The 26,333-nt window shown below is 33.0% G+C and carries 21 protein-coding genes; 7 read left to right on the forward strand and 14 right to left on the reverse strand.

Annotated elements, in window-relative coordinates; genetic code table 11:
* Positions 1 to 51: 51 nt before the first annotated feature.
* The 7 genes from B0A65_RS13815 to B0A65_RS13845 form a co-directional block, all read right to left on the reverse strand.
* Positions 52 to 1,554 (reverse strand): carboxypeptidase-like regulatory domain-containing protein, encoded by a 1,503-nt coding sequence (locus tag B0A65_RS13815; RefSeq protein ID WP_242670286.1) that lies wholly within the window; start codon positions 1,552 to 1,554, stop codon positions 52 to 54.
* A 73-nt stretch (positions 1,555 to 1,627) separates the two neighbouring features.
* Positions 1,628 to 3,004 carry a CsgG/HfaB family protein gene (locus B0A65_RS13820; RefSeq protein WP_074656744.1) on the reverse strand — a complete coding sequence of 459 codons (1,377 nt, stop codon included), beginning with the start codon at positions 3,002 to 3,004 and terminating at the stop codon, positions 1,628 to 1,630.
* A 54-nt stretch (positions 3,005 to 3,058) separates the two neighbouring features.
* Complete coding sequence (locus B0A65_RS13825) at positions 3,059 to 3,535, reverse strand: curli assembly protein CsgF (protein WP_074656742.1); 477 nt, start codon at positions 3,533 to 3,535, stop codon at positions 3,059 to 3,061.
* A gap of 69 nt (positions 3,536 to 3,604) precedes the next feature.
* Positions 3,605 to 4,339: a CsgE family curli-type amyloid fiber assembly protein gene (locus B0A65_RS13830; protein WP_083370356.1), complete on the reverse strand. Its 735-nt coding sequence runs from the start codon at positions 4,337 to 4,339 to the stop codon at positions 3,605 to 3,607.
* 4 nt (positions 4,340 to 4,343) lie between these two features.
* Positions 4,344 to 4,829, reverse strand: coding sequence for a hypothetical protein (locus B0A65_RS13835; protein WP_074656739.1), 486 nt, complete (start codon positions 4,827 to 4,829; stop codon positions 4,344 to 4,346).
* Positions 4,830 to 4,894: 65 nt separating this feature from the next.
* A complete protein-coding gene (locus B0A65_RS13840) occupies positions 4,895 to 5,512 on the reverse strand; it encodes a hypothetical protein (protein WP_074656737.1) in 618 nt (205 codons plus the stop codon).
* A gap of 391 nt (positions 5,513 to 5,903) precedes the next feature.
* Positions 5,904 to 8,093 carry a glutamine synthetase III family protein gene (locus B0A65_RS13845; RefSeq protein ID WP_074656735.1) on the reverse strand — a complete coding sequence of 730 codons (2,190 nt, stop codon included), beginning with the start codon at positions 8,091 to 8,093 and terminating at the stop codon, positions 5,904 to 5,906.
* 427 nt (positions 8,094 to 8,520) lie between these two features.
* Between B0A65_RS13845 and B0A65_RS13850 the strand changes: the two genes are divergently transcribed.
* Together B0A65_RS13850 and B0A65_RS13855 are read left to right on the forward strand one after the other, a co-directional pair.
* A complete protein-coding gene (locus B0A65_RS13850; protein ID WP_074656732.1) occupies positions 8,521 to 9,537 on the forward strand; it encodes a glutamine synthetase beta-grasp domain-containing protein in 1,017 nt (338 codons plus the stop codon).
* Between the two features lie 194 nt (positions 9,538 to 9,731).
* Positions 9,732 to 10,700 (forward strand): TerC family protein, encoded by a 969-nt coding sequence (locus tag B0A65_RS13855; RefSeq protein ID WP_074656729.1) that lies wholly within the window; start codon positions 9,732 to 9,734, stop codon positions 10,698 to 10,700.
* Between the two features lie 71 nt (positions 10,701 to 10,771).
* On the opposite strand, the gene B0A65_RS13860 is transcribed toward B0A65_RS13855, so the two are convergent.
* From B0A65_RS13860 to B0A65_RS13875, 4 genes are all read right to left on the reverse strand, one after another.
* Entirely contained in the window at positions 10,772 to 11,293 is a 522-nt protein-coding gene (locus B0A65_RS13860) for a hypothetical protein (protein ID WP_074658275.1), read from the reverse strand.
* A gap of 92 nt (positions 11,294 to 11,385) precedes the next feature.
* Positions 11,386 to 12,255 (reverse strand): alpha/beta hydrolase, encoded by an 870-nt coding sequence (locus tag B0A65_RS13865; RefSeq protein WP_074656726.1) that lies wholly within the window; start codon positions 12,253 to 12,255, stop codon positions 11,386 to 11,388.
* 329 nt (positions 12,256 to 12,584) lie between these two features.
* Entirely contained in the window at positions 12,585 to 14,621 is a 2,037-nt protein-coding gene (locus B0A65_RS13870; protein ID WP_074656721.1) for a M13 family metallopeptidase, read from the reverse strand.
* A gap of 112 nt (positions 14,622 to 14,733) precedes the next feature.
* On the reverse strand, positions 14,734 to 15,606 hold the full coding sequence (locus tag B0A65_RS13875) for an AraC family transcriptional regulator (protein WP_074656718.1): 873 nt from the start codon (positions 15,604 to 15,606) through the stop codon (positions 14,734 to 14,736).
* A gap of 450 nt (positions 15,607 to 16,056) precedes the next feature.
* Between B0A65_RS13875 and B0A65_RS13880 the strand changes: the two genes are divergently transcribed.
* From B0A65_RS13880 to B0A65_RS13900, 5 genes are all read left to right on the forward strand, one after another.
* Positions 16,057 to 16,470 (forward strand): T9SS type A sorting domain-containing protein, encoded by a 414-nt coding sequence (locus B0A65_RS13880; protein ID WP_074658274.1) that lies wholly within the window; start codon positions 16,057 to 16,059, stop codon positions 16,468 to 16,470.
* Between the two features lie 484 nt (positions 16,471 to 16,954).
* Positions 16,955 to 17,356, forward strand: coding sequence for a secretion protein (locus B0A65_RS13885; RefSeq protein ID WP_074656714.1), 402 nt, complete (start codon positions 16,955 to 16,957; stop codon positions 17,354 to 17,356).
* A gap of 474 nt (positions 17,357 to 17,830) precedes the next feature.
* A complete protein-coding gene (locus tag B0A65_RS13890) occupies positions 17,831 to 18,238 on the forward strand; it encodes a T9SS type A sorting domain-containing protein (RefSeq protein ID WP_074656711.1) in 408 nt (135 codons plus the stop codon).
* Between the two features lie 380 nt (positions 18,239 to 18,618).
* Entirely contained in the window at positions 18,619 to 19,005 is a 387-nt protein-coding gene (locus tag B0A65_RS13895; RefSeq protein WP_074658273.1) for a secretion protein, read from the forward strand.
* A 226-nt stretch (positions 19,006 to 19,231) separates the two neighbouring features.
* Positions 19,232 to 19,612: a flagellar motor protein MotB gene (locus tag B0A65_RS13900; RefSeq protein WP_074656709.1), complete on the forward strand. Its 381-nt coding sequence runs from the start codon at positions 19,232 to 19,234 to the stop codon at positions 19,610 to 19,612.
* A 237-nt stretch (positions 19,613 to 19,849) separates the two neighbouring features.
* Here B0A65_RS13900 and B0A65_RS13905 read toward each other — a convergent pair whose 3' ends face one another.
* From B0A65_RS13905 to B0A65_RS13915, 3 genes are all read right to left on the reverse strand, one after another.
* Complete coding sequence (locus B0A65_RS13905) at positions 19,850 to 21,049, reverse strand: hypothetical protein (RefSeq protein WP_123890349.1); 1,200 nt, start codon at positions 21,047 to 21,049, stop codon at positions 19,850 to 19,852.
* Between the two features lie 631 nt (positions 21,050 to 21,680).
* Positions 21,681 to 22,298, reverse strand: a complete 618-nt coding sequence (locus tag B0A65_RS13910; protein ID WP_123890351.1) for a hypothetical protein — start codon at positions 22,296 to 22,298, stop codon at positions 21,681 to 21,683.
* A gap of 526 nt (positions 22,299 to 22,824) precedes the next feature.
* A complete protein-coding gene (locus B0A65_RS13915) occupies positions 22,825 to 26,265 on the reverse strand; it encodes a methylmalonyl-CoA mutase family protein (RefSeq protein WP_074656699.1) in 3,441 nt (1,146 codons plus the stop codon).
* Between the last annotated feature and the right edge of the window lie 68 nt (positions 26,266 to 26,333).

Here is a 26,333-nt window from a genome sequence, read left to right on the forward strand (position 1 = left end):
GTGCCACTGATTTTTTTAAATTAATTTGTTTGGAAATTGCTGTATTCTATATTATTTCCAATCTGGCATTGACGCGTTTTGAAATAAAGTTGTTCTTGTAGAAGTTGTTGTACCGCCTGTTCCTGTACTTGTAGTTGTACTGGCTGTTTGAATATTCTTGGCAGACAAACCATCATTAGAGGTGTTTACAAAAATTACTTTTGCCTCATTTGGCGAGAATTTGACATCTAAATCGTTAAAACCATTTTCTTTTTGAGTGTCTAATTCTGCAGAGGTATTAGTCGCTACGGTATAAATGAATATTCTTGAATCTAATCGTCTGTAAGTTGCATTTTCAAATCCTGAAACATCTCTGGTATATACAACACGTTTATTATCAATAGAAATATCAATTCCGCTTGCACCGCCCGTAACTCCGGAAAGTACTTGATATAAAACATTTCCACCCATATCTATTGCATAAATTTCAACATTATAACCAGAAACATCATTTACTTTCAGGATAATCTGATTTCCATCTCTGCTCCATTCGCATTCTGAAATAAATTTGCCATTTGGCGTTTTAAACAGTTGAATTAAACCTGATCCATCAGAATCTATGCGGTAGAGTTTGTCAAAATTGGGATAAATAATTTGTTTTCCGTTTGTGCTCCAGCTATAACTCACATTATCCATATTAAAACCAGCTATAGGTACAAAATTTGTAATTTTTTTCACATCTGTACCATCTGGATTCATACTAAAGATTTGATTTAGTGATCCGTCAGAACTAATATAAGCAATTCTGTTTATGCTTAAGTTTTTTCTGGGTCTGTAACTATTGACCTCAGCTGAAGATAATTGAAGCTCGTTTCCTGCGTCATCTGCTGTAAAAATCACATTGTTGTTTTTGATCTTTTTAACGTACATGTATCTTGGATTTGGAAAAGCCAATGTCGTAAACGAATTTGTTACACTATTGATTGGTTTATTAATTCCGTCATTAACAGCAACCTGCCAATAATATTTCGTACTAAAACTTAAATCCGAAATCGTTAAACTTGTTGTTTTAAGATCAGAGTATGTTTTAATTTCGTCGGTTGTTCCGTTTTTTACGATAACTGTATACGTAAGAGGGTCACCTTCCGGGTCATTAGCAGTCCAGGTTAAATTGAGACTTAAGGCCTGGCCAACCGCATTGTCCGCTGGTGCAGTTAATACCGGAACTTCTGGTGGTTTGTTAGTCGCTGTTGAGATTTCTAACTCAAAAATAACTTCAATTTCAATATCTTTTTCAATTGTAGCGGGCACAAATCTGGCAATAAAACCATCTTTTTGAGCTTGAAAAGCATATTTTCCTGTAGGTACTTTGTCAATCTTAAAGTATCCATCTTTATCTGTATAAACAGTGCTCGTTGTGGGATTTGAAGATACGCGGGCATTTTCTATTCCTTTATATGTTCGAACATCAACAACTCTTCCTTTCAATGATCCTGTACCTGATTCGTCAAGTTGTTCTTCGCTACAAGAAATTAAAAGAATAAAGCACGCCAAAATTTTTAATCCTATTTTCATTTGAGACTTGATTTTATTAAACTTATATTGAACTTGATCCTGTAAACGTTTTTCTTTAAGACTAAAAGGCTGCCTATTTTTTCTTGATTTTAACTTCTTTTGGGAAATAGTATGTCATTCCTAAACCAATCCGATAATAATAATCATCGCGTATTCCAGCCTCCAAATGATCGACATTATCACTAAAAGCTGCATTAAACTCTCCGTACAATTTTATTCCGACATGAGGTGAAACTAGATATTCGAGTCCTGCTCCGCCCTGAACTTTAGTGTGAAAATTTTCCCGGTGATGATCGAATTCAAAACCTGTCCCTACAAAAACGAAAGGAGAAAATACGTCACGGGGCAGTATCGTGCATTCCAGATTTAAATCTAAAGACAAATAGCCCAAATCCATTTTGTTTTTGTTTGCCACTTGAAAAGCGTTTGATGAGGCACTTAAGTTAAAGGTGGGTGAGAAAAAAAACTTCAATGCTCCTCTTATCATTGGCATAGGCTCCGGATTTGGATAATCGCCCTGCATTATGGCAGTTCCTCCAGAAGCTTCTATACCAAATCTGGCTCTTCTGTTTTCACTTAAATTTCGGTTGTATAGTTGTGCTAAATCTGCCTCGTTTTTTTCTTTATCATATTCAGCTACAAAATCATCAATTTGTTTTTGCGGTGCGTTTACTTCCCACAGCTTATCCTTGATTCCATCTACGATAAGCCCTTCAACAGCTTTTTCTATCGCTTCTGTTACAGCCATCTGAATAGGTTCATTTCTGGTAAAACCAGTTTCAACTTCCAAAAGTCTATTTAAGTTTACATAACGAAACAAACTAGCGTCGACACTTTGCGATAAAATAGTTTTAGAAACATACACAGTATTCAATATTTTTCCGTTTGAAGTTGACACCAATCTTAAATAAACAGTAACACGGTCTTGTCTGTATTGTGTTGAGCCTCCTGCTCCAAAATACCTTGCTCCAAAACCACCTGTAATAATATTGGTATCGTAAGAGATAATTCCACCCTCCAATAAAACTCCTGCAAATAAAAGAGGGGTTAAAACAGCTTCATTAGGTTCTGTTTTTGCCGCATACTCCTGACGTGTAGAACGAATAATATTTCGTTCATTTAAAAGGTTACCCAAATTTTCACGTTCTATAGGTATAAACCATTTTGAGTCCTGCAAAGCTTTTATTAAAATAGATGTTGCACCTTGTGTAACGGCGGTACTAAATGTACTTCCCAGTTCAGTAGGTTTATACTGTCCGGTCTGATCTTTAAATTTATAAACACCTACGACTACCTGTTCTTTGGGTTTTGGCATTTCTACCAATGCTGTGGTTGCAGGAGTATGTTCTCCATATACCGCTTTCTGCACCCCAACAGGCTGATTGAAATAAGCTCCACATCCTGTAAAAAGGAAAGTTACTAATAATAGAAAAAGGGGACTTTTATTCATAATTCTAAATTATTTACAATAATACATGAACCTAACTACTATAAAACATCAAATCTATTGACCTGGTAAAATTACTTGTGTTTGCTCACCTGTGTCTGTATCAAGTACATCAACCACCAATCCTAAATTAGAATGGTAGATATCAACTGATAAACTTCCAAAAACATACGTTCCCGGTGTAAGTGTGCCGTTGCCGGTTCCTGTGCCTGTGCCGGTTCCTGTGCCTGTTCCTGTTCCTGTACCAGTGCTTCCTGTACCGTTTCCAAATTGATCACCAAACAATGAATTTGAGAGTCTATTTAGCAATTGATTATTCAAATTGCTTTTAAAACGCTCTAAATCTGTTTGTTGCTTATAGCCTGTATTCGAAGTATCCTTGTAATCATTCTGTGCCTGAGCTGAGCTAAGGAGCCACGGATAATTGAAAGTATCTCCTCCAAAATTTGGATTTGCAGCTTTATAAGTAAGGTTTTGCGATAATGATATTGTGCTAAAACCAAATAGGCAAACGAGTAACGCTATAGTTTTCATATAGATATCTTTATTTAAAAAATTAAAATAGTAAAACTTCTTACCGAAAAAATATACTCAATTTGAATTTCAATATTGAGTAATTATTTTATTTTGCTTTTCGAGGTCTTTAAAATACTTGAATAACTTTGATGAGGCTGATTCAGCCATGTATTTTAAAAAATCTTCGTCAGGACGTGAAATAAACTCCTCTATAATATCACTATCGACTAAAATTGTAATTTTTGTTGTACGTCCAAAAGTCAATTCTTCCTGAACGGTTACAATTTTAGAAGTATGAATTTTTAGTTTAGAATATTGAGCATAAAACATATCATAGTAATCATTTCCCAGTTTCGTCTTAGTATCATTAGCCACAATACCAATCATTTCGATTCCGTCAACAGGGACAGATTTCCCTTCGTTTGATTCTGTTTCTTCTCCAAAAACAATTCGGTCTTTACCTATTATGGCATTACTTTCATCGTAAATCAACAGCATTATTATAACTTCATCCGTTTTTGAATAATTGACCTGCGTTTTAGACAATTCAACTTTTTGAATGGGTTCTAATGTTACTCTGCCATCTTGCGCATTAGTTGATTTATTTGAATTTGATTTGTTTTTTTTGAATACACTCAGTTTGTATGAAATATTCTTAAACTCTGATTTTAAATTTTCTACAGTTCCGGTTATTAATAATAAATTCTCTACTTCTTTAACTTCAATTTTCGCTTTTACCTCTTTGTAGACGGCTTGCGAAAAACCATTTTCAGAAAAAAAAACAAAAAAACATACAACAATTATGTTTAAATACTTTTTCATAATCTTAGCGATTGAATACGTATATTATTCCTGAATTTCCAGATTGATTAATGATCATATCCTTTGATATTGAATTTGATCCTGAGCTGAAAACCGTTAAATTATTGCCTTCCTGATTGATCTTCATTGATTCTGCATTACGCGAATACAATGAAACATCACTTATATAATTATTATTACCTGACTGTATATAGGATTGGTTTATTTCGTCTGCATTTTTGTAGACATTCATGTAGTTATTATTACCCGTTTGCTGTGCAGTTACATAGGCGTTAGGGCTAATAATCGTCAAATTGGCTTGATTATAATTTCCAATTTGTGCAATTTTGACTATATTATGACTTATAATATATTGATTTGTATTCTGGTTTTGATTGCGGCTGTTTATTTCATTTGAGGCTAAAACATAATCATTTACATTCCCATCAATAGATTGCGAGAACATATTTCCAATACTTAGAAATAAAATGATTATAACAATACCTTTCATAATTTTTTTAATAATAAAAAAAGGAAGAACTGATATATCTAGTTCTTCCTTTCCTTGGTTTTTTTTTAGTTTGCCTGTAGCACTACGCTGTTATTTAAGAACCCAGACTGAGTAACTGTACTAACATTTCCCCATCCTAATTGTGCTGTCAAAGCATTGTTAGCAACTCCGTATTGATCGATACTAGAAGAGTTTCCAATTCCAATTTGAAGTGTTGAAGCTGAATTGAATAATCCTTCTTGATAAGTTTCAGATTCGTTGCCCCAACCAAATTGATAAGCAGTAGCATCGTTGCCCCAACCTACCTGAGTTGCACTAGAACTATTAAAGAATCCGATTTGTGTTAGATCAGCATCATTGCCAATTCCAAATTGAAAAACTGTAGCACTATTTCCTAATAGTGGACCTTGGTCAATATCAGAAGTATTTCCCCATCCAATTTGTGTAACTGAAGCAGAGTTTGCAATACCTAATTGATCAATAGTTGATTCATTATCAACACCTATTTGAAGAACAGTTGCTGAATTGAAAAAACCGTCTTGGTTAACATCTGAATCATTTGATCCAACCTGAACCACTAATGCTCCATTTAATAAACCTGTTTGGTCTACATTACTAGTGTTTTGTGCCAAAGCTACACCTACAAACAGCATCGCGGAGATGCTCAAAATTACTTTTTTCATAATAAATATATTTAATTGGTTATTAATACAAGTTATTATGTAGGTTCGCAATTTGGGGAAAAAGCTGGGGCCTTAATTATCATTTGAAAATAAAAATCTTTCCTTATTTTCTCAATTTCATATTCAAAATTAGAAAACTTATCGAAATTCGAATCAGGTATAAATACCTATTTTACAAGATCTTAATGTCTTTTCGATGAAATGTGAAACTATCTCGATGAACTGCTTGTTTCGTTTTTTTTGATAGTAAGAAAAAAACTACTTCTTACAATTTCCTTACATTTAAAGCCAAACAATTGTTAAAATTGGTACAGCAGAACGCTTATTTTAACATAATCACAAAAAAAGCCCGTCTTTTTGAGACAGGCTTTAATTGAATGTTTTGTAAATGTTACTTTGTAAATAACAATTCTCTGTATTTAGTTAATGTCCAGCTTTCGTCGTCAACTAATAATTCTAATTTATCGCAGTGATTACGAATATCTTCAAAATAAGGTTTTACATTATTACAGTAAACTTCTGCCATTTTTTGAGCATCAGTCAATTGATTGGCTTTCTTTCTTTCATTTGTCATCGCCAATACTTTAGAATTGATTCCTTCAATATGACCTGAAATTTCTTTAATCAAAACAATTTGCTCTTTGGCAATGGTTTCGAATTCTTTTCCGAAGATTTCTTTTAAACCTTTTACGTTTTCGATTAATGTATTTTGGTAACGAATCGCTGTCGGAATAACATGATTTCTGGCAATGTCTCCTAAAACTCTTCCCTCAATCTGAATCTTCTTCGTATATTCCTCTAATTCTATCTCATAACGCGCTTCAGCTTCAACATGATTTAGAATTCCCATTTCGGCGAATAAATCCAATGCTTGTTTAGAAACTTTCGCTTTAATAGCTTCAGGTGTAGTTTTAAAATTACTCAAACCTCTTTTCGCTGCTTCTTTTTCCCAGGCATCGCTATAACCGTCACCTTCAAAAAGTATTTTTTTAGATTGTTTGATATATTCTCTCAAAACATTAAAGATGGCGTCATCTTTTTTCATGTCTTTAGAGTCAATCAAATTATCAACTTCTATTTTAAAATCTTTCAATTGTTTAGCGACAATTGCGTTTAAAGTAGTCATTGCATTAGAACAGTTTGCATTGGAACCAACCGCTCTGAACTCAAATTTATTTCCTGTAAAAGCAAAAGGCGAAGTTCTGTTTCTGTCTGTATTGTCTAAAAGAACGTCCGGAATTTTCCCCACAACATTCAGTTTTAAATCGGTTTTTTCTTCAGGAGATAATTTTCCTGTTGTTACACTTTCTAATTCTGATAAAACCTTAGTTAATTGTGCTCCAATAAAAACAGAAATAATAGCCGGCGGCGCCTCATTGGCTCCTAACCTGTGATCATTACTTGCTGTTGCGATAGAAGCTCTTAACAAAGTTTCGTAATCGTTAACCGCTTTAATGGTATTAATAAAGAAAGTCAAGAATTGTAAATTACTCATTGGTGTTTTACTCGGACTCAATAAATTAACTCCAGTATCGGTTGCCAGTGACCAGTTGTTGTGTTTTCCTGAACCGTTTACACCTTTAAAAGGCTTTTCGTGGAATAACACTTTAAAATCATGACGTTCTGCTACTCTTTGCATCACATCCATTAATAAGGAATTATGATCTACAGCAAGATTTGTTTCTTCAAAAATGGGAGCTAACTCAAATTGGTTTGGTGCTACCTCATTATGACGTGTTTTCACCGGGATTCCCAATAACATACATTCCTGCTCTAAATCTCTCATATATGTTAGAGCACGAGTAGGAATAGATCCAAAATAATGATCATCTAATTGTTGTCCTTTTGCAGAGGTGTGTCCTAATAAGGTTCTTCCTGTCATCATTAAATCCGGACGCGAATTAGCCAAGGCTTTATCAATAAGAAAGTATTCTTGTTCCCAACCCAAAGTTGCGGTTACCTTTTTTACATTTTTATCAAAATAGCGACATACTTCCGTCGCTGCTTCATCCATTGCAGATAATGCTCTTAATAACGGAATTTTATTATCTAAAGCTTCGCCTGTGTAAGCAATAAAAACGGTTGGAATACATAAAGTTGTACCATATATAAACGCTGGAGATGTTGGATCCCAGGCCGTATAACCTCTGGCTTCAAAAGTATTTCTGATTCCGCCATTTGGGAAACTTGATGCATCAGGCTCCTGTTGAACCAATTGTGCTCCGCCAAATTTTTCTACAGGATCACTTCCGTCATAAGATGTTTCAAAAAAAGCATCATGTTTTTCTGCTGTTGTTCCTGTAAGTGGCTGAAACCAGTGCGTATAATGTGTAACACCTTTGGCCAAAGCCCATTCTTTCATTCCCATGGCGATATAATCTGCCAATTTTCTGTCTATTTTAGTTCCGTGCTGGATGGCATCTCTAACTCCTTTTAAAGCATCTGAAGTTAAGTACTGCTTCATTGCTTTCTCATTAAATACATTTGAACCAAAAATGTTAGACTTTCTATCAATTTCTTCAAAATGTACTGGCTTTCTTGTAGAAGCTTCTTTTAAAGCTTGGAAACGTAATGTTGACATGTATATAAGTTTAAAGATTCGTACTAATTTTCATTAAAAAAAGAGGAACAAATATAAACAATAAAACAGCCTGTTTAAAAGATATATTTTAGAAATTTATGTGGTAATATTTCAATAGAAGGTCGTTTTTTCAAAGAATAATTAATTCATTTTAAAGAAATGTAACAAAATACCCCGGTATTATTCATTAAATAAACATTTTTTCATAATTCCTTAACTCATAAATTCAAAAAACTTCCGTAATTATTACGAATTTATTTTTTTATAGTGTTAAAAATTGCTTTTTTAAAAATATACCCCCATCTAAATTGCGCTTCTCTAAAAAATAATAGTCCGTAAAACAAAATAGCCCCCTAATTTTTAGGACTAAAAAAATAAATCTATATTTGACCCAGCGAAAAAAACAAAAAAATAAATTTATATTATTATGGCTAAAATTAAGTTAGAGTACATTTGGTTAGATGGATATGAACCAACTCAAAATCTTAGAAGTAAAACTAAAGTTGAAGAGCACGAAAATTTCAAAGGAACATTAGAAGAACTTGGAAATTGGTCATTTGATGGTTCGTCAACAAAACAAGCTGAAGGTGGATCTTCAGACTGTCTATTGGTTCCTGTTGCGATTTACCCAGATCCAACTCGTATCAACGGTTACATTGTAATGTCAGAAGTTATGTATGCTGACGGAACACCACATCCTTCTAACGGTAGAGCTACAATTGATGATGATAATGATGATTTTTGGTTTGGTTTCGAACAAGAATATTTCATCATGGATACTAAAACTTTATTGCCATTAGGTTTCCCTGTTGGAGGATATCCTGCTCCACAAGGTATGTACTACTGCTCTGTAGGTGGAAAAAACACTCACGGAAGAAAATTAGTAGAAGAACATGCTGACTTATGTATCGCTGCCGGACTTAACTTTGAGGGTATTAACCAAGAGGTTGCTTGCGGACAATGGGAATTCCAATTATTCGCTAAAGGTGCTAAAAAAGCCGGAGACGAAATTTGGGTTGCTCGTTACTTATTAGATCGTTTGACTGAAAAATATGGTTACTATATAGAATATCACCCAAAACCACTTGGTGATACAGACTGGAATGGTTCTGGTATGCATGCTAACTTCTCTAACGAGATCTTAAGAACATGTGGTTCTAAAGAAACTTACGAAAAAATATGCGAAGCTTTCCGTCCTGTTGTTGCAGAACACATTGCAGTTTACGGAGCTTACAACGACCAACGTTTAACTGGTAAACATGAAACTGCTTCTATTCACGATTTCTCTTATGGAGTATCTGATAGAGGAGCTTCAATCAGAATTCCTTTATATACCGTTCAAAAAGGATGGAAAGGATATCTTGAAGACAGAAGACCAGCTTCAAACGGTGATCCATACAAAATTGCTGCTAGAATTATCAAAACTGTAAAATCAGCGATATAATTCAAAGCTCAAATTATATTCAAAGTGCCATCTTTATTGATGGCACTTTTTTTATATAATAATATTATGACTAACTCAAACCTAACAGGTTTTTAAAACCTGTTAGGTTTCTAAATTTTGAAGGTAATTTTCTAATAATTTAATTTTTAAGTTAAACTGCAAAACTTATCTTTGTAAATCATTTAAAAAATATCATAATGGTCTGGATTTTATTTTTATTAGCCGTCATAATTATTCTTGCTTTAGATTTGGGCGTTTTTAACAAAACACCTCACATTATAAGTACCAAAGAAGCAAGTAAATGGACCTTGATTTGGGTGACACTATCATTTGCATTTTCAGGAGTTATTTATTGGCTATATACTACAGATTATATCGCAAATCCGGATCAATTGAAACCTGCTGTTGCTTCCATGAAGTTTATCACAGGTTATTTAATTGAACTTTCATTGAGTGTTGATAATATATTTGTGATCGCTATTATTTTTGCTTCGTTTAAGATTCCGCAAAAATACCAGCATCGCGTTTTATTCTGGGGAATTTTAGGAGCAATCGTTTTCCGTGGTTTAATGATTTTCTTTGGAGTAATGTTAATCAATAAATTCACCTGGACTACTTATATATTTGGTTTATTCCTTCTTTTTACCGCTGTAAAAATGTTGTTTTCTGGCGAAGATGAAGATTTTCATCCAAAAGATTCTTTCGTATACAAAGCATTAGGAAAAGTTATTCCGATTACAGCTGAAATGGATGGAGAGAATTTTTTCATTTCAACCAAAACTGCAAAAAGAGCCGCAACGCCTTTATTTGTAGCTTTAATTGTTATTGAGGTTATGGATGTGCTTTTTGCTGTAGACAGTGTTCCGGCAATTCTGGCAATTACTTCTGATCCGTTTTTAGTTTTTAGTTCTAATATTTTTGCGATTCTTGGATTACGTTCTATGTACTTTTTCCTTGCCAATATGCTGGCAAAATTCAGCTATTTAGAATACAGCTTAGTTGCTATTTTAGCCTTTGTTGGATTAAAAATGCTTCTACACGATTTCTTTATTGTTCCTGAATGGGCTTCATTAGGATTTATTGCACTTTCGCTTTTAGTGGGGATTTTGGTTTCTCTTAAATTTGGAAAAGAGAAAGAACTTACAGATTTAGATCTGGATTAATTTTTCGGAACATATAGTAATAAAAAAAAGGAGATCAAATGATCTCCTTTTTTTATTACTTATTTCTAAGATTAGAACTTAACTGTTTTTATTTCACTTTCATTTAATTTCAAAGTGTTCATCACTTCTAAATAATTATTCTTATTAGTAACTGATTTAGCTAAAGCCGAAGGAATAATTACAACTCTGTAAGTTTGATTATTTATCAAATCTGTTTGTGTAGCCAAATTAAAAGAAGCTATAACTGAAATCACAAAATCCTCTTTACTAAAATCAAAGAAATAATCAGCAACATCTCCATTGTCATAATTAGTTGTTTTTGGTATTAGCTGCCAGACTGGAGCACCTGAGTTAGTTAAATCTGTTAATCTATAGATTAAAACAGTTTCATCATCAAACAAATTACCTCCAACAAATGGTTTAAAGTTATTAGCATACTCATAATGAGTATTTGTAATTCTAGTCAAATTAACATTTTTAATTTCAAAAGCTTCTGCCAGTAATCCATCTTGTCCCGGAGGCCCTTCTGGTCCTTCACAGCTTGAAAATACAATTAATCCAACAAGTGCAAAAAGGGTAAGTATCTTTTTCATAACAATTTTATTTTTAAAGGTTTTATATATAAAGGTACTCCCAAAAACCAAACCAAAAAAATAATTTGGTCTTCTCTTTGCAAAAAAAATAATTATTTTTTAGCAACAAGCTGATTTTTAAGGAGTATTTTATTAAAAAATAAGGCATGATACGGAAGCGAGTTCTCCCAATAATCCCATGTATGCGCTCCTGGGCGTTCCGTATAATCGTGTTCTACTTTATTATAAACTAATCTTCGGTGCAATTCACGATTTGGCTCTATTAAAAAATCATCAACACCACAATCGATAATTAAAGGCAATTTATTTTCCTTTATTCTATCTAGCATATTCATAACAGCATATTTTGCATACATTTCTGAGCTGTCGCTTTTATCTCCAAAAACAGGCTGCATTAATTTGACAACCTGGGCTGATGATTCGCGATTTAACATTGTACTCATATCTACTGCTCCGCTCATGCTTCCGGCCGCACAAAATAAATCCGGATGCTTGGCTGATAAATAAAGTGCACCGTGTCCACCCATCGAAAGGCCGGTAATTACTCTTCCGTTTCTATTGCTAATTGTTCTGTATGTTTTATCTACTTTCTGAATAACTTCTTGTGTAATGAATGTCTCAAACTGACTTTCTTTATTTACCGGACTATCCAGATAAAAACTAAAAGTCTCGCCTTCAGGCATTACAATAATTATATTGTATTGATCAGATAATCCCTGAACTAATTTTTTATTGGGTGTGTTTTTCAACCAATCACTAAAATGCCCATAAGCACCGTGAAGCAAATACATAACAGGAAATGCCGATTTGCTTTTTGCATAAGAATTTGGCAATACAACTGCAGCTTTGTAGGTTTTGCTCATCGCTGTACTGGCAATTTGTAAAGTATCAACTTTTGCCGCATAACTCAGAGACGAGATACACAAAAAAGCTGTAAATACTAAAATTTTAAGGTTTTTCATATTGATCTTTTTTTGATTAGGGATTGTAAATATACTTTTTTCCGAATAAATTATATGAAAAATCCGACCCGTTTTTTATTGGTACTATTACCTATATTTTTTTTGCCACAGATAAAAATGATTATATAGATTATTAAAGGTTTCCACGAATTTTCACGAATTAAATTGTTTTACTTAATCTTTACAATCATTTCAAATCTGTATCTTTTTTATCTCAGACGATACTAAAATTAATTAATGAAATTCATGGCAAAAAACAGTTAAAATCTGTGGCAATAAAAAACCATTCGCTGTCACGAATGGTTTTTACTTTATGAATATTTATTTTTCTACCAGATTGTGACACGCAAATTATCTGGCTGATACATTTTATCTCCCTCTTTGACATTGAATGCTTTGTAAAATTCAGGAATATTACTTACTGGTCCGTTTACTCTAAATTGTTCCGGAGAATGGACATCGGTTGTAATTAGATTAATTTTTGATTCATCTCTTCTGTTTACCATCCACGAATAAGCATACGCCAGAAAATAACGCTGATCAGGAGTTAGTCCACTTATTTTTTCATTCTTTTTATATTGCTCGGTTTTTTGAAACGCTTCGTAGCCCATAACCACTCCACCTAAATCGGCAATATTTTCACCCTGAGTAGCTTCTCCGTTTACATTTTTACCAAGAATTGTAAATTTATTGTATTGCGAAACAATCAATTTGGTTTTAGCTTTAAATTTTTTCAAATCTTCTGCTGTCCACCAATTATTCAGATTTCCTTTTTCATCATATTGACTTCCCTGATCATCAAATCCGTGTGTAATTTCATGTCCGAAGAAAGAACCACCAATTACACCATATAATATAGCATCGTCTGGTAAACGACCTTCATAACCTGGCACTATAATATTACAAGCCGGAATAACAATTTCATTATTACTCGGATTATAATAGGCATTATACGTTTGTGGCTGCATGATCCATTCGTTTCTGTCAACAGGTTTGCCAAATTTGTTAATCATATATTTATATTCCCAAATTTTGGTTTGCATTACATTTCTACAATACGATTTTCTGTCTATTACTAAGGAACTCATGTCTTTCCATTTATCAGGATAGCCTAATTTCATTACAATTTTACTCAGTTTATGCAATGCCTTTTGCTTAGTGGCTTCACTCATCCAATCTAATTTTTTGATGTGAGAAGCGAATACATCGCGAATATTATTACCAACTTCCAATAGTTTTTCTTTCACACCTTTTGGCATATAATCAGTAACATAAACCTGACCAACCAATTCTCCCAGATACTGATCTGTTTTTCCCACTACTCTTTTCCATCGAGGCTTTTGAGTTGAGACACCAATCATTACAGTAGAATAAAATTTGAAATTCTCTTTTTCTATTGCGGCATTTAAATATGGCGCATAAGAATTGATGAGATTCCATTTTAAATAGGTCTTCCATTCCTCGATTGTGTAATTTTTTAAAGTGCTGTTAAATGCCTTAAAAAATTCCGGCTGACCAACAATAACAGTATCAGCTTTTGCTATTCCTAAAATAGGAAGCACTTTTTTCCAGTCAATATTTGGTGTAAGTGCATTAAACTGATCAACTGTAAGTTTGTTGTAGTTCTTTGCAGGATCACGAAGCAATTCTAATTTTCTCGATGATTTTGCTAATTCAGTTTCCAATTTTAGAACAGTTGCTGCGCTTTTTCCCGCAACCGATTCATCTTCTCCCATAAATCGCATCATCGTTTTAAGATGTGATGTATAAGCTGTTCTTATTTCTGTGTTTCTTTTATCTGATTCGAGGTAAAAATCCCGCTGTCCCATACCAAGACCATCTTGTGAAAAGTACAATGCATATTTTGTACTTATTTTATCATCCTGATAAACATCAAATGAAAAAACCGGAGTTAATCCTACCGTATGTAGATGGGCAATTGTATTTACAATGCCATCCACATTGGTAATTTCATTTATTTTTTGGATTTCGGAATTTAGTGGAGACAAACCTGCTTTTTCAATGGCAACAGTATCCATTCCTGAAGCATAAAAATCACCAATTTTTTGCTTGTTGCTTCCTTTGACGGCAGATTCATCTTTTGCTGCTTTTTCGCAAATACTTTTAATTTGTGCGTTGATTGTATCAACAACATTTCTCATGATACCATTACTACTGTCTGTATTTGCAATTGGATGTTTTTTAAACCAGCCATTATTGGCATAATTAAAAAAATCCGTTGCCGGACTAATTGTAGTATCACGATTCGTAATTAACGGATCTGAAAATGCTGCTTCTTTTTTGGTGCAGCTTAAAAAGGTAATTCCAATGATAAGAAATACGGCAGGTTTTTTAAATAAATTCATTCAGTTATAAATTTGGTGGTTATATTAAAAGCAAATATTTACGATATTATTAGTACAATTCGCAACTAATAACAACGTAAATATATGTTTTTTAACCTTATAAAAGAATGGCTTAACTAATTATAATCTTGTGTTCGTGACGGTATTGCGACGCACTTACACCAGTATATTGTTTAAATGATTTACTAAAATGGCTGAAATTATTGAAACCACTTTCGTAACAAACCTCATTAATACTAATTGGTTTCTCTGCCAAAAGTTTAGAAGCATGCACCAAACGATATTCATTGACAAATTCAGTAAATGTTTTATTCGAAATTTTCTTGAAATACCTGCAAAATGATGGTGTCGTCATACTAACCATGCTAGAAACTTCATCGATAGCAATTGATTCCTGAAAATGATCTTTCACAAAATTAAAAATCATTTTCATTCGGTCATTATCCTGCGTGTTCAATTCTAGTGAGAAACCATCTGCATTAAGAACCGTGTATTCTTCTGATGCTTCAAGTTCATCTAAAATACTTAAAAGAGTTAGCAAACGTTGAAACGGAAGCTGGTTTTCCATCTTTTCAATTTTCTCTCCAATTTGCTTTTTAGTTTTACCTCCAAAAGCAATTCCTCCTTTAGACTGTGTCAAAATATTTTGAACTCTTCGCATCTCCGGAGCTACAAAAAAGTCATTCCCTAAAAATTCAGGTTTAATATGAATAACAGTTTCATTTATATTTCCTGTCAACTCATTGGTAAAACCGCAATGAGGTAAATTAGCACCTATCAGCATCAAACTACCATTCGTATAATAAGAAACATGGCTTCCTATCTGTCTTTTTCCTGCCCCACCGTTAATATAAACCAACTCAATTTCGGGATGATAATGCCATAAATGAGCTTTACTATTGGTCTTTTCGGCGTGTTTAGTGTAGGTAAAAGAACTTCCGTATGAGTTTGATATCACTTCAAGAGCTGGGGCTATAGTCTTCATGATAATATCTTTAAATTATAATAGCAAATTTAACAAAAATACCTAAAATAATTCATATTTTAACCTATAACGGTTTCGCAACTGAGAATTTATCACGATTTCCTACTCTGCTTGTAAGTCAAAAAAGTGCTGATTTCGCTATTTTTTTTCAGACCCGTATTTTTATGACAGATTTTTTCAATATATCGTATTTAATCTCCTGTTTTTATATGTATAAAGCATTTTTGTAAGAATGTTAGAATATTTGAAAAATGTTAAAAAATAAAAAATCATTGAAAAATAACGACCGAATTAACCAAAACACCTCTAATAATTCAAATTTTAACCTATAACGGTTTCGTAAATGAGAATATAGCACATAAATCGGCAAATAGAGTTGTGAAAAAAAAGCAACCACTGAAGTAATTTAGCATCAGAAAAAGGAACTAATAATTTAAAGCAATAATGATTATGAAAAAGATTTTAAAATTAAGTTTAGTATGTGCAGTACTTTTTACAGGAATGAGCACTTATGCAATTGATGGTAATGACGATTTAAACCTTCATGTATTAAAAGGAAACGGAAACGGTAAAACAGTAACTTTTGCTCTTAACCAGGTTAAAAAAGCAAGTTTAACTATATATGATAAAGATGGTTCTGTACTTTATTTTGAAAAAGCTACAGGTCAAGATGGAATTTTAAGAACTTTTAGCTTCGAAGAATTTCCAGCTGGAACTTATATCTTAGAAGTTGAAGACAATTCAAAAAAAGTAAAACATGAAATTACAGTTACTGATGATTCTTCATTTTTATCATCAAAAGCAGTTTCATCAGTTTATAAAGCAGATTCTTCTGCAAAAAATACAAGCGTAGCAGTACGCTAAAAAAGTTTATACTCTCATAAAGTATAAAAATGAGGTTAGATAGTTAGTAAAGTTTAAAAACTGAAAAGTTTTAAAAACAGCTCTTTGTGGTTATTGAGCTGTTTTTTTTTGTTTCGTACTTAACCGCAAAGTTCGCAAAGAGTTACTCAAAGTTCGCAAAGTTTTATTGATAAAGCTTTGCGAACTTTTCGTTTGTATAAAATCCGGTATATAAAAAAAACCTTGCGCACTTTGCAGTTAAATCTCAAAGCCAACCTTTTTGTAAGAAATACAGATAATTTTACATTTTATTAAACACTACAAAACGTTGAAAAATAATAGGCTATTTTGCTAAAACGCTAAAAATAATTCAAATTTTAACCTATAACGGTTTCGTAAATGAGAATACAGCATCGAAATTGGAAAATAGAGTTGTGCTGAAAAACGTAAATGAGAAGTAATTTAGCATCAGAGAATTAGAACTATTAATTAAAAAACTAATGCCATGAAAAAGATTTTAAAATTGAGTTTAGTATGTGCAGTGCTTTTCACAGGAATGAGTACTTATGCAATTGACGGGAATGAAGATTTTAACCTTCATGTATTAAAAGGAAATGGAAAACTAGTGACTTTTGCACTTAACCAGGTTAAGAAAGCAACTCTAACTATTTATGACAAAGATGGTTCTGTACTATATTCTGAAAATGCTTCTGGTAAAGATGGAATCTTAAGAACTTTCAGCTTCGAAGAATTTCCAGAAGGAACTTACATCTTAGAAGTAGAAGACAGTGTGAAAAAAGTGAGACATGAAATTACAATTACTGATGATGCTTCGGTTTTATCATCAAAAGCAATTTCATCAGTATATAAAGATGCTGCAAAAAATACAAGCGTAGCAGTACGCTAAAAAAGTTTATACTCTCATAAAGTATAAAAATGAGGTTAGATAGTTAGTAAAGTAAAAACGTGATTGTTTATAAACAGCTCTTTGTGGTTATTGAGCTGTTTTTTTTGTTTCCTACTTAACGCAAAGTTCGCAAAGAATTATGCAAAGTTCGCAAAGTTTTATTGATAAAGCTTTGCAAACTTTTTCGTTTTTATAAAGCTTGAAATATAAAAACCTGGCATTCCTTGCGGTTAATTTTAAAGTAACTTTTTGTAAGAAATACAGAAGATTTTACATTTAGTTAAAGAAGGAAAAACATTAAAAAATAATAAGTGAATTAACTAAAACGATAAAAATAATTCAATTTTTAACCTATAACGGTTTCGTAAATGAGAATACAGCATCTAAATTGGAGAATAGAGTTGTGTAAAAAACCCTACAACTTAAGTAATTTAGCATCAGAGAATTAGAACTATTAATTTAAAAACTAATGCCATGAAAAAGATTTTAAAATTAAGTTTAGTATGTGCGGTGCTTTTCACAGGAATGAGTACTTATGCAATCGACGGGAATGAAGATTTTAACCTTCATGTTTTAAAAACAAATGGAAAGCTGATCACATTTGCCCTTAATCAGGTGAAAAAGGCAAGCTTGGCTATTTATGACAAAGATGGTAATCTAATTTATTCTGAAAATGCTTCAGGTAAAGATGGAATTTTGAGAACTTTTAGCTTAGAAGAATTTCCGGAAGGAACTTACTATCTGGAAGTTGAAGATAATGTAAAAAAAGTAAAACATGAAATTATTATTACTGATGAAACTTCTGTTTTATCAAAAAAAGCAGTTTCATCAGTTTACAAAGCAGGTTTCTACAACAAAAATACAAGCGTTGCAACACGCTAAAAAGTTATACTATTATAAAGTATAAAAATGAGGTTAGATAGTTAGAAAAATAAAAACGTAATTGTTTTAAAACAGCTCTTTGTGGTTATTGAGCTGTTTTTTTGTGCCTTATTTTTAGAAAAATTCCTTTCTCTGATATTTTTGAAAAACTATTCTTAATAATTTTAAAAGTCTGGTTTTTACACTTTTAAAAAAAGCAGCAAAAAAACATCCAATCTTTAGGTTTTTACGTACATAGTTTAAGAAAAACATAGAAACATCTTTAATTCAGCAACTTATCCGTTTGAAAACGGTATTTTTTTGCACAAAATTAAATTTTTTTGCTAGTTTTACCGTTCCACTATTTAGTATTAAACAATTTAAAAACAATTAAAAAAGACATGACAAAATTTACCCAAATGGGCTTAGTTGTTGCCTTATTTCTAACAACAATTTTTACCTACGCAATTGATGGAAAAGGAGATTATATTTTAAATATAATTACCGGAAACGGAAAAGTAGTTAGTTTTACTTTAAACACCGTAGAAAAATCAATTTTTTCTATTTATGATGAAAGTAATAATTTGGTATACAGTGGAGATTCTGCTGCAGACAAATTAGAAATTTCAAAAACAATAAGTTTAGAAGGTTTTCCAGCCGGAACTTACGTTTTAGAAGTAAAAGAAAGCGGTAAAGTTGCTAAACATGAAATAAAAGTTGTAGCTAAGAAAGTAAAGAAAATTGCATTAGATGAATCTGTAAACGAAAGTCCTGCATTTCGTCGTTAATCACTCTTTTTGCCCAAAAAGTTAAAAGCAGCTCGTTCCAGGAGCTGCTTTTTTTTTGTTATTTTATTTTACCTACACAATATAATACGATTTTTACGTTTTGTTATTACCATCATAACAAACTGTTATTATGATAGTTAAATTCACGTTTAACCGTTAAACAAATAAAACATCAATAGTTTTAAATACATTTGTACCACTACGTTATTTATAATCTCATAGGCGCATGAAAAAAAAACAGGCCATTTTATTACTCTTAACTATTTTTTGTTTAGAGCTTTCTGCTCAAAATGAAAACTACGTAACCGATAAAATAGGCGAGAAATACGCTTATGTTGATGTAACAAAAACTTATGAAAAAGTTGCCGCAAAAGGTTATAAGTCCATAGATCTGTTTCAGAAACTTGGAAATTCATCGTATGCAATTTGTAATCTGGATAAAGCAGCAAAATGGTATGGCGAGTTGTTTGCTATGACATACGATCTTGAACCGATGTATTATTACCGTTATGCAGAATCTTTGCGATTTATTTCTCAAAATGAAAAAGCCGATGCGCTGATTGAAAGTCTAAAACGAAAATCTAAAATACTACCTAAGAAGAAATAAACAATCTACAATATTGACATGTTTTTATGTCTGTAAAAAACAGCTCTCAGAACGCTAACGTCTGCACACAAGTATAAAACAAACACTAATTCCACTAATTGGCACTAATTTTCGGTTGCGAAATTAATTTCATAAACTACGCCAACTATTAAAATTGATGCAAATCGGTGAAATTTGTGTTTAAAATTGATTTGCAATATTTATGTCCAAACGGTAGTTCAGAAGGAGTTTTTTATCTTAGTTTGTTTCAGTAACAATTTTATACAATTCTTCGCAATAAGTAAATTTGTCATTTTGCTGGTTTCTTTTATATTCCTGCCCAGTTTCATAAACCGAAACCTGAAACCAATCTAATACCCTAATCGCCATATTTTGGGCTAAAGGATTTTTGTCATCTAATTTCATAACTTTCAGATTCTTAATTTCAGATTTCCAAAACTTAAAGTTACTAGTACTCTTTGCCGATTTTAATTCCTGGTCAAAGCGAAGCGATAGTTTATCTAAAAGTTCATTTTCCAAAACCTTTATCTTCTCCATTTTTCCTATTTCATCTTTATATTCTTTCGATTTTTTGATTTCGGCAATCTTAGCTCTTAGAAGATTGTCTTCATTTGTATTAAAAAAAGTAATTCCCTTTTCACAGGCATTTACCGAAAGAACCATTTCTTTATTCGCTTTTAAACTATCGGCTATTCGTAAATTGGTATTGTAAATTCTTTTAAGAATTGTATCGTTCTTTGGCCTTATGTTTTTTCTATAGGCCTGAATTTCCAACCAGTCAAATGCCCGAAGCATTTCAGATTGTTTAGGCCAGACATGGTTTTCATGCGAAATAAATAGTGTGTTTACAATCTTCGCGTTATCCAGCCAATGTTTATTTTCGATCATTTCCAGGTAATTCATATCCTTATTTCCAATCATACCTAGATAGGAGAAATTATTAGCAGGAGGTATAAACTTATCCATACCATTAAAAGAAGCGCCACAAGCAATAACTCCCTGGAAAACGCCAGTTGATATCCCAAAAAAACTTGCTAATCTTGCACCACCTGAAAAACCTGCTATATAAAGTTGTGAACTATCAATAGCACAGGTTTGCAATACATCATCAAATAATCTATTGGCAATAGCAACATTAGTTTGGGTTGATCCATTTCTTGAAGTATTCGAGCATACCAAAATATAATTATACATTTCTGCAGCCAGAATAAAGGGTGCTATTCCTTTTTTACCTCTACCGGCTGGTTCAAAAATAAATACCACTGCCAAAGAGGTTTTACCATCATATTTTTTAGGAAAATATATTGCATAGGATTCTGTTGGAGTATTTGCAATTTTAATCGAATCTATAATAACTCCCGTTTGTAATACCTTATCCTGAGTATAACCAAAAACCGTAACAAAAAGAAACAGAATAGAATAGATGGTATTTTTCATGACACTAAAATAGAAAAAACCTCTCATTGCTGAGAGGTTTTCTATATAATTAAAAAATAAAAATTGCATGTTTTTTCTATATTCCAAACTTTGCGTGCACGAGCGGACGCTCGCGCAATCGGGAGAAAGTCTAATGAAATAACATTTTAATTGCAATAAGTAAAAGCAAAAATGGGAAAGTGCATTCCCATTTTTTTAAGTTAAAATCTATTTATTTTTTTTATAAATTTTATACAATAAATATATTACTGCTATCCAAAATATAAGACATAATATCTGCCATATAAATAACATAATATTAAAATCATCTATTATTACCATTTCCATAAATACAATTTTATTTTATCCTAGAATTAAAACCAATTTATCACTCTACAAAACAAACACCTAACACCAAAAGACTAAAAAAACATTAATATCAGACATTTTAATACTAACTTTTTTATTATAACTCTAAGCAGTTTAAATACTCTTGGAAATCTCAAGTATGAATGTTGATTTATATTTTATTACTTAAATTTTTAAACAAAAAAACCTCTCATTTCTGAGAGGTTTTCTAAATCTATAAAATAGTAAAATTCACATGTTACTTCTATATTGTCCATCAACCTTAAACCGAAGCAGTCTCTAATTATTTTTTGTATAAGTTTAATTTAAATTCTTTTAGAGGAGGTAACATATCCTTATTCCATTCTACCTCAATGTATTTTGATGCATGATCTTTCATATCCTCAAAATGATCGAGCAGAATCGCTGAACCTCCTTCTTTTACTGCATCTTTTACTATCTTAAAAGTAAACTCAGCTCCTTGCGGATCAAGTCCTGCTAAGTCAAATACTATATCTTTTGTTTTTGAAAGCGTCACATATAAACTTAAAAGCTTTCTTAGAGTTCCGGGCAACTTCTCTATTTTGGTTTCTTTTTTAATACATTCATCTTCATATATTTTATTAGAAAAAGGACTTTTAAGATCTGCATTTTTCTTAAGATATCTTCCAACTGTTAGAGGAAAAAAAGTATCTCTAAAGTATGATCTTCGAAAATAATCAACAAAACTCATTTTTCGATTCAGGATCACATTTTCGTGCTTGATTTTACCGCAAAAAATATCCCTGAGAAATACCTCTGTATCATAATAATAACCTCCATTATATAAAAACAAAACAACAACTTCACCTTCTTGTAAAACAAAAGGCGGCACATAAAAATAATCTGTTTGGATTCCTTTATTTTCCAGTACAATACTCATTATAACTTCACGATTTGATTTTAAATATACAATAATGCTCTGAAACATTTGCATTAAAATAGAAAAGCACCAACCGTGGCTGATGCTTTTTATGAATAAACTTCTGGAGGAAATTATTTTCCTTTGAGCAACTTTTCTAAATATTCGATTTTATCTTTTTCAGCCTGAAGCAAACGCCGCCATTGGCTGGCGCGAGCGTCTCGCTCGTGCATTACTTTGTGGGCACGAGCGGGACGCTCGCGCTAGCGGAGGCATTCCCTTTAGTTATATTTTTACTCACTCCGCTTGGAGTACTCATATTTCTTATATCCTGACCTAAATCCCATTGGCTGGCGCGAGCGTCCCGCTCGTGCATTACTTTGTGGGCACGAGCGGGACGCTCGCGCTAGCGGGGGAAAATATTACAAAAAACTATTTCAAAATATAAGTTTTCTAATGGAAAACAATAATTTTAAAATTTAATTTACCCCACAAAAAAACCTCTCATTTCTGAGAGGTTTTTCCATAAAATAAAATCCAAAAGATTCTACATATTCCTTCTATACTGCCCACCCACTTCAAACAAAGCTGAAGTAATCTGACCCAAAGAACAAACCTTAGTAGCTTCCATTAAATGATCGAATAAGTTTTCGTTTTTAATGGCTGCTTCCTGTAGTTTGTTTAAATGCTCGTTTACTTTTGCTTCGTGGAATTGGTGTAAGTTATCCAGCATCGTAATTTGATATTGTTTTTCTTCTTCGGTGGCGCGAATTACTTCTGCCGGAATTACCGTTGGAGAACCTTTTGAACTCAAGAACGTATTTACACCCACAATTGGGAAATCTCCGTTGTGTTTTAAGGTTTCGTAATACAAACTTTCTTCCTGAATTTTAGAACGTTGGTACATGGTTTCCATGGCACCTAAAACTCCACCTCTTTCTGTGATTCTGTCAAATTCCTGTAAAACAGCTGCTTCTACCAAATCTGTTAGTTCTTCGATAATAAACGATCCCTGAATTGGGTTTTCGTTTTTCGCCAAACCTAATTCTTTATTGATGATCAACTGAATCGCCATGGCACGACGTACTGACTCCTCTGTTGGTGTTGTAATAGCTTCATCGTAAGCATTCGTATGCAATGAATTACAGTTATCGTAAATCGCATATAAAGCCTGTAAAGTCGTTCTAATATCATTGAAATCAATTTCCTGAGCGTGTAATGAACGTCCGGAAGTCTGAATATGGTATTTCAACATCTGTGCTCTTTCATTGGCTCCGTATTTATTTTTCATGGCTTTCGCCCAAATTTTACGCGCCACACGACCAATTACTGAATATTCAGGATCTACTCCATTCGAGAAAAAGAACGATAAATTCGGTCCAAAATCGTTGATGCTCATTCCACGGCTCAAATAATATTCCACGTAAGTGAAACCATTAGAAAGCGTGAAAGCCAATTGCGTAATTGGGTTCGCTCCCGCCTCTGCAATATGATAACCAGAAATCGAAACAGAATAGAAATTACGAACGTTTTTGGTAATAAAATATTCCTGAACGTCTCCCATTAATCTCAAAGCAAATTCGGTTGAGAAAATACAAGTGTTTTGCGCCTGATCTTCTTTTAAAATATCGGCCTGAACTGTACCACGAACTTGCGATAATGTTTTGACTTTAATTTCGTTATAAACATCCAAAGGCAAAACTTCGTCTCCGGTAACACCCAAAAGCATTAATCCTAAACCGTTGTTTCCTTCCGGCAAATCGCCTTGGTATTTCGGGCGTTCCGTTCCTTTTTCTTTGTATATTTTGTTGATTTTAGCTTCAACTTCTTTTTCTAAATCGTTTGATTTGATGTAATATTCACATTGTTGATCAATCGCCGCATTCATAAAGAAACCTAGCAACATTGGCGCCGGTCCATTGATGGTCATACTTACAGATGTTAAAGCATGAACTAGGTCGAAACCTGAATACAGTTTTTTAGCATCATCAAGACAACAAATCGAAACTCCTGCATTTCCAATTTTTCCGTAAATATCCGGACGTAAATCTGGATCATTTCCGTATAAAGTAACACTGTCAAAAGCCGTCGAAAGACGTTTTGCCGGCAATCCTGCGCTCACATAATGAAAACGCTTGTTGGTTCTTTCTGGTCCGCCTTCTCCAGCAAACATTCTTGACGGATCTTCGCCTTCACGTTTAAAAGGATATAATCCTGAAGCGAACGGAAATTCTCCAGGAACATTTTCCTGTAAACTCCAACGTAAAATATCACCCCAGGCTTCGTATTTAGGTAAAGCTATTTTTGGAATTTGCAAATGCGATAAACTCTCTGTATGTGTCGCAATTTTAATTTCTTTGTCACGAACTTTAAACGAGTAAACCGGATTTTTGTATTTGTTTACTTTATCATCCCAATTCAGGATAATTTCCCAATTGTAAGGATCTAAGTCCATTTTTACTTTATCAAACTGATTTAGTAAAAGGTTTAAAAAGATTCTGTTTTCGTCGTATTCCTGAATTCCGCTTGGTAAAACAGTCGAATCATCGATTCCTGCTTTATTGATTTGTGGAATTTTCCCAGAAACGGATTCTATCGTTTTGAAGATTCCGTATAGTTTCTGTGCTACTTTTTGTTGCGAAAGTGCGATTTCATCATAACTTCTGTTGCTCTCTGCAATTTCAGATAAATAACGCGTTCTGTGTGGCGGAATCACGAAGATTTTCTCGCTCATTTCGCGCGTAATTTCGAAAGTCGATTTTAAATCTGAATCCGTTTTTTCGACAATTTTATCCATGATCGCTTTATAAAGCGTGTTCATTCCCGGATCATTAAACTGTGAAGCAATGGTTCCGAAAACTGGCATTTCATCCGGATTTTTATCCCATAAATTATGATTGCGCTGGTATTGTTTCTTAACGTCACGGATCGCGTCTAAAGCGCCTCTTTTATCAAACTTATTCAAAGCCACCAAATCAGCAAAATCAAGCATGTCGATTTTCTCTAATTGTGTTGCAGCTCCAAACTCTGGTGTCATTACATATAAGGATACGTCAGAATGATCCATAATCTCGGTATCAGACTGCCCAATTCCTGAAGTTTCAAGAATAATCAAATCGTATTTTGCAGCTTTTAAAACCTGAATCGCTTCGGCAACATATTTAGATAAAGCCAAATTCGACTGACGTGTAGCCAATGAACGCATATAAACACGAGGATTATTAATCGCATTCATACGGATTCTGTCTCCTAAAAGTGCTCCTCCGGTTTTTCTTTTGGAAGGATCGACAGAAATCAATCCGATTGTTTTTTCCGGGAAATCAATCAAAAATCGACGAACTAACTCGTCAACCAAAGATGATTTTCCGGCACCACCAGTTCCTGTAATTCCAAGAACCGGAATTTTAGAATTGGCATTATTAGTATGAATCTGATCGAAAACCGGTTTTGCAATCTCCGGAAAATTTTCAGCAGCCGATATCAAACGTGCAATTGCTGTTGGAACTTTATTTTCGATATGGTCAATTTCTCCATTTAATTTATCTCCTATTGGATAATCGGCACGTTGTACTAAATCATTAATCATTCCCTGCAAACCTAAAGAACGGCCATCATCCGGAGAATAAATTCTGGTAATACCATATTCATGTAATTCAGAAATTTCGCTTGGCAGAATTACTCCTCCACCTCCACCAAAAATCTTGATGTGTCCCGCTCCTTTTTCGTGAAGCAAGTCATACATATATTTAAAGTATTCATTATGCCCACCCTGATATGATGTCATTGCAATGGCATTTGCATCTTCCTGAATAGCGGTATTTACCACTTCTTCAACGCTTCTGTCGTGACCTAAATGAATTACCTCCACGCCTGTTGACTGAATAATTCGACGCATAATATTAATTGCGGCATCGTGTCCGTCAAAAAGAGAAGCTGCAGTAACAATTCTTACTTTATTTTTAGGAATATATGGTATTTGTTGTTCCATTTTATGAATATGATAATTTTAAGGGAGCAATTTACAAATTATTTTAATATTTGATTCTCTCCCTGGCT

Origin of the sequence: Flavobacterium frigidimaris (assembly GCF_002217275.1) — a bacterium.
GTDB classification, from domain to species: Bacteria; Bacteroidota; Bacteroidia; order Flavobacteriales; family Flavobacteriaceae; genus Flavobacterium; species Flavobacterium aquidurense.

Bases quoted from the DNA above. Each gene is read 5' to 3' on its own strand.
- B0A65_RS13820 (WP_074656744.1), bottom strand. From the start codon at position 3,004: ATGAATAAAAGTCCCCTTTTTCTATTATTAGTAACTTTCCTTTTTACA.
- B0A65_RS13890 (WP_074656711.1), top strand. From the start codon at position 17,831: ATGAAAAAGATTTTAAAATTAAGTTTAGTATGTGCGGTGCTTTTCACA.
- B0A65_RS13850 (WP_074656732.1), top strand. From the start codon at position 8,521: ATGGCTAAAATTAAGTTAGAGTACATTTGGTTAGATGGATATGAACCA.
- B0A65_RS13815 (WP_242670286.1), bottom strand. From the start codon at position 1,554: ATGAAAATAGGATTAAAAATTTTGGCGTGCTTTATTCTTTTAATTTCT.
- B0A65_RS13835 (WP_074656739.1), bottom strand. From the start codon at position 4,829: ATGAAAGGTATTGTTATAATCATTTTATTTCTAAGTATTGGAAATATG.
- B0A65_RS13870 (WP_074656721.1), bottom strand. From the start codon at position 14,621: ATGAATTTATTTAAAAAACCTGCCGTATTTCTTATCATTGGAATTACC.
- B0A65_RS13840 (WP_074656737.1), bottom strand. From the start codon at position 5,512: ATGAAAAAAGTAATTTTGAGCATCTCCGCGATGCTGTTTGTAGGTGTA.
- B0A65_RS13860 (WP_074658275.1), bottom strand. From the start codon at position 11,293: ATGAAAAAGATACTTACCCTTTTTGCACTTGTTGGATTAATTGTATTT.
- B0A65_RS13865 (WP_074656726.1), bottom strand. From the start codon at position 12,255: ATGAAAAACCTTAAAATTTTAGTATTTACAGCTTTTTTGTGTATCTCG.
- B0A65_RS13915 (WP_074656699.1), bottom strand. From the start codon at position 26,265: ATGGAACAACAAATACCATATATTCCTAAAAATAAAGTAAGAATTGTT.
- B0A65_RS13825 (WP_074656742.1), bottom strand. From the start codon at position 3,535: ATGAAAACTATAGCGTTACTCGTTTGCCTATTTGGTTTTAGCACAATA.
- B0A65_RS13900 (WP_074656709.1), top strand. From the start codon at position 19,232: ATGAAAAAAAAACAGGCCATTTTATTACTCTTAACTATTTTTTGTTTA.
- B0A65_RS13910 (WP_123890351.1), bottom strand. From the start codon at position 22,298: ATGAGTATTGTACTGGAAAATAAAGGAATCCAAACAGATTATTTTTAT.
- B0A65_RS13905 (WP_123890349.1), bottom strand. From the start codon at position 21,049: ATGAAAAATACCATCTATTCTATTCTGTTTCTTTTTGTTACGGTTTTT.
- B0A65_RS13885 (WP_074656714.1), top strand. From the start codon at position 16,955: ATGAAAAAGATTTTAAAATTGAGTTTAGTATGTGCAGTGCTTTTCACA.
- B0A65_RS13830 (WP_083370356.1), bottom strand. From the start codon at position 4,339: ATGAAAAAGTATTTAAACATAATTGTTGTATGTTTTTTTGTTTTTTTT.
- B0A65_RS13880 (WP_074658274.1), top strand. From the start codon at position 16,057: ATGAAAAAGATTTTAAAATTAAGTTTAGTATGTGCAGTACTTTTTACA.
- B0A65_RS13875 (WP_074656718.1), bottom strand. From the start codon at position 15,606: ATGAAGACTATAGCCCCAGCTCTTGAAGTGATATCAAACTCATACGGA.
- B0A65_RS13845 (WP_074656735.1), bottom strand. From the start codon at position 8,093: ATGTCAACATTACGTTTCCAAGCTTTAAAAGAAGCTTCTACAAGAAAG.
- B0A65_RS13895 (WP_074658273.1), top strand. From the start codon at position 18,619: ATGACAAAATTTACCCAAATGGGCTTAGTTGTTGCCTTATTTCTAACA.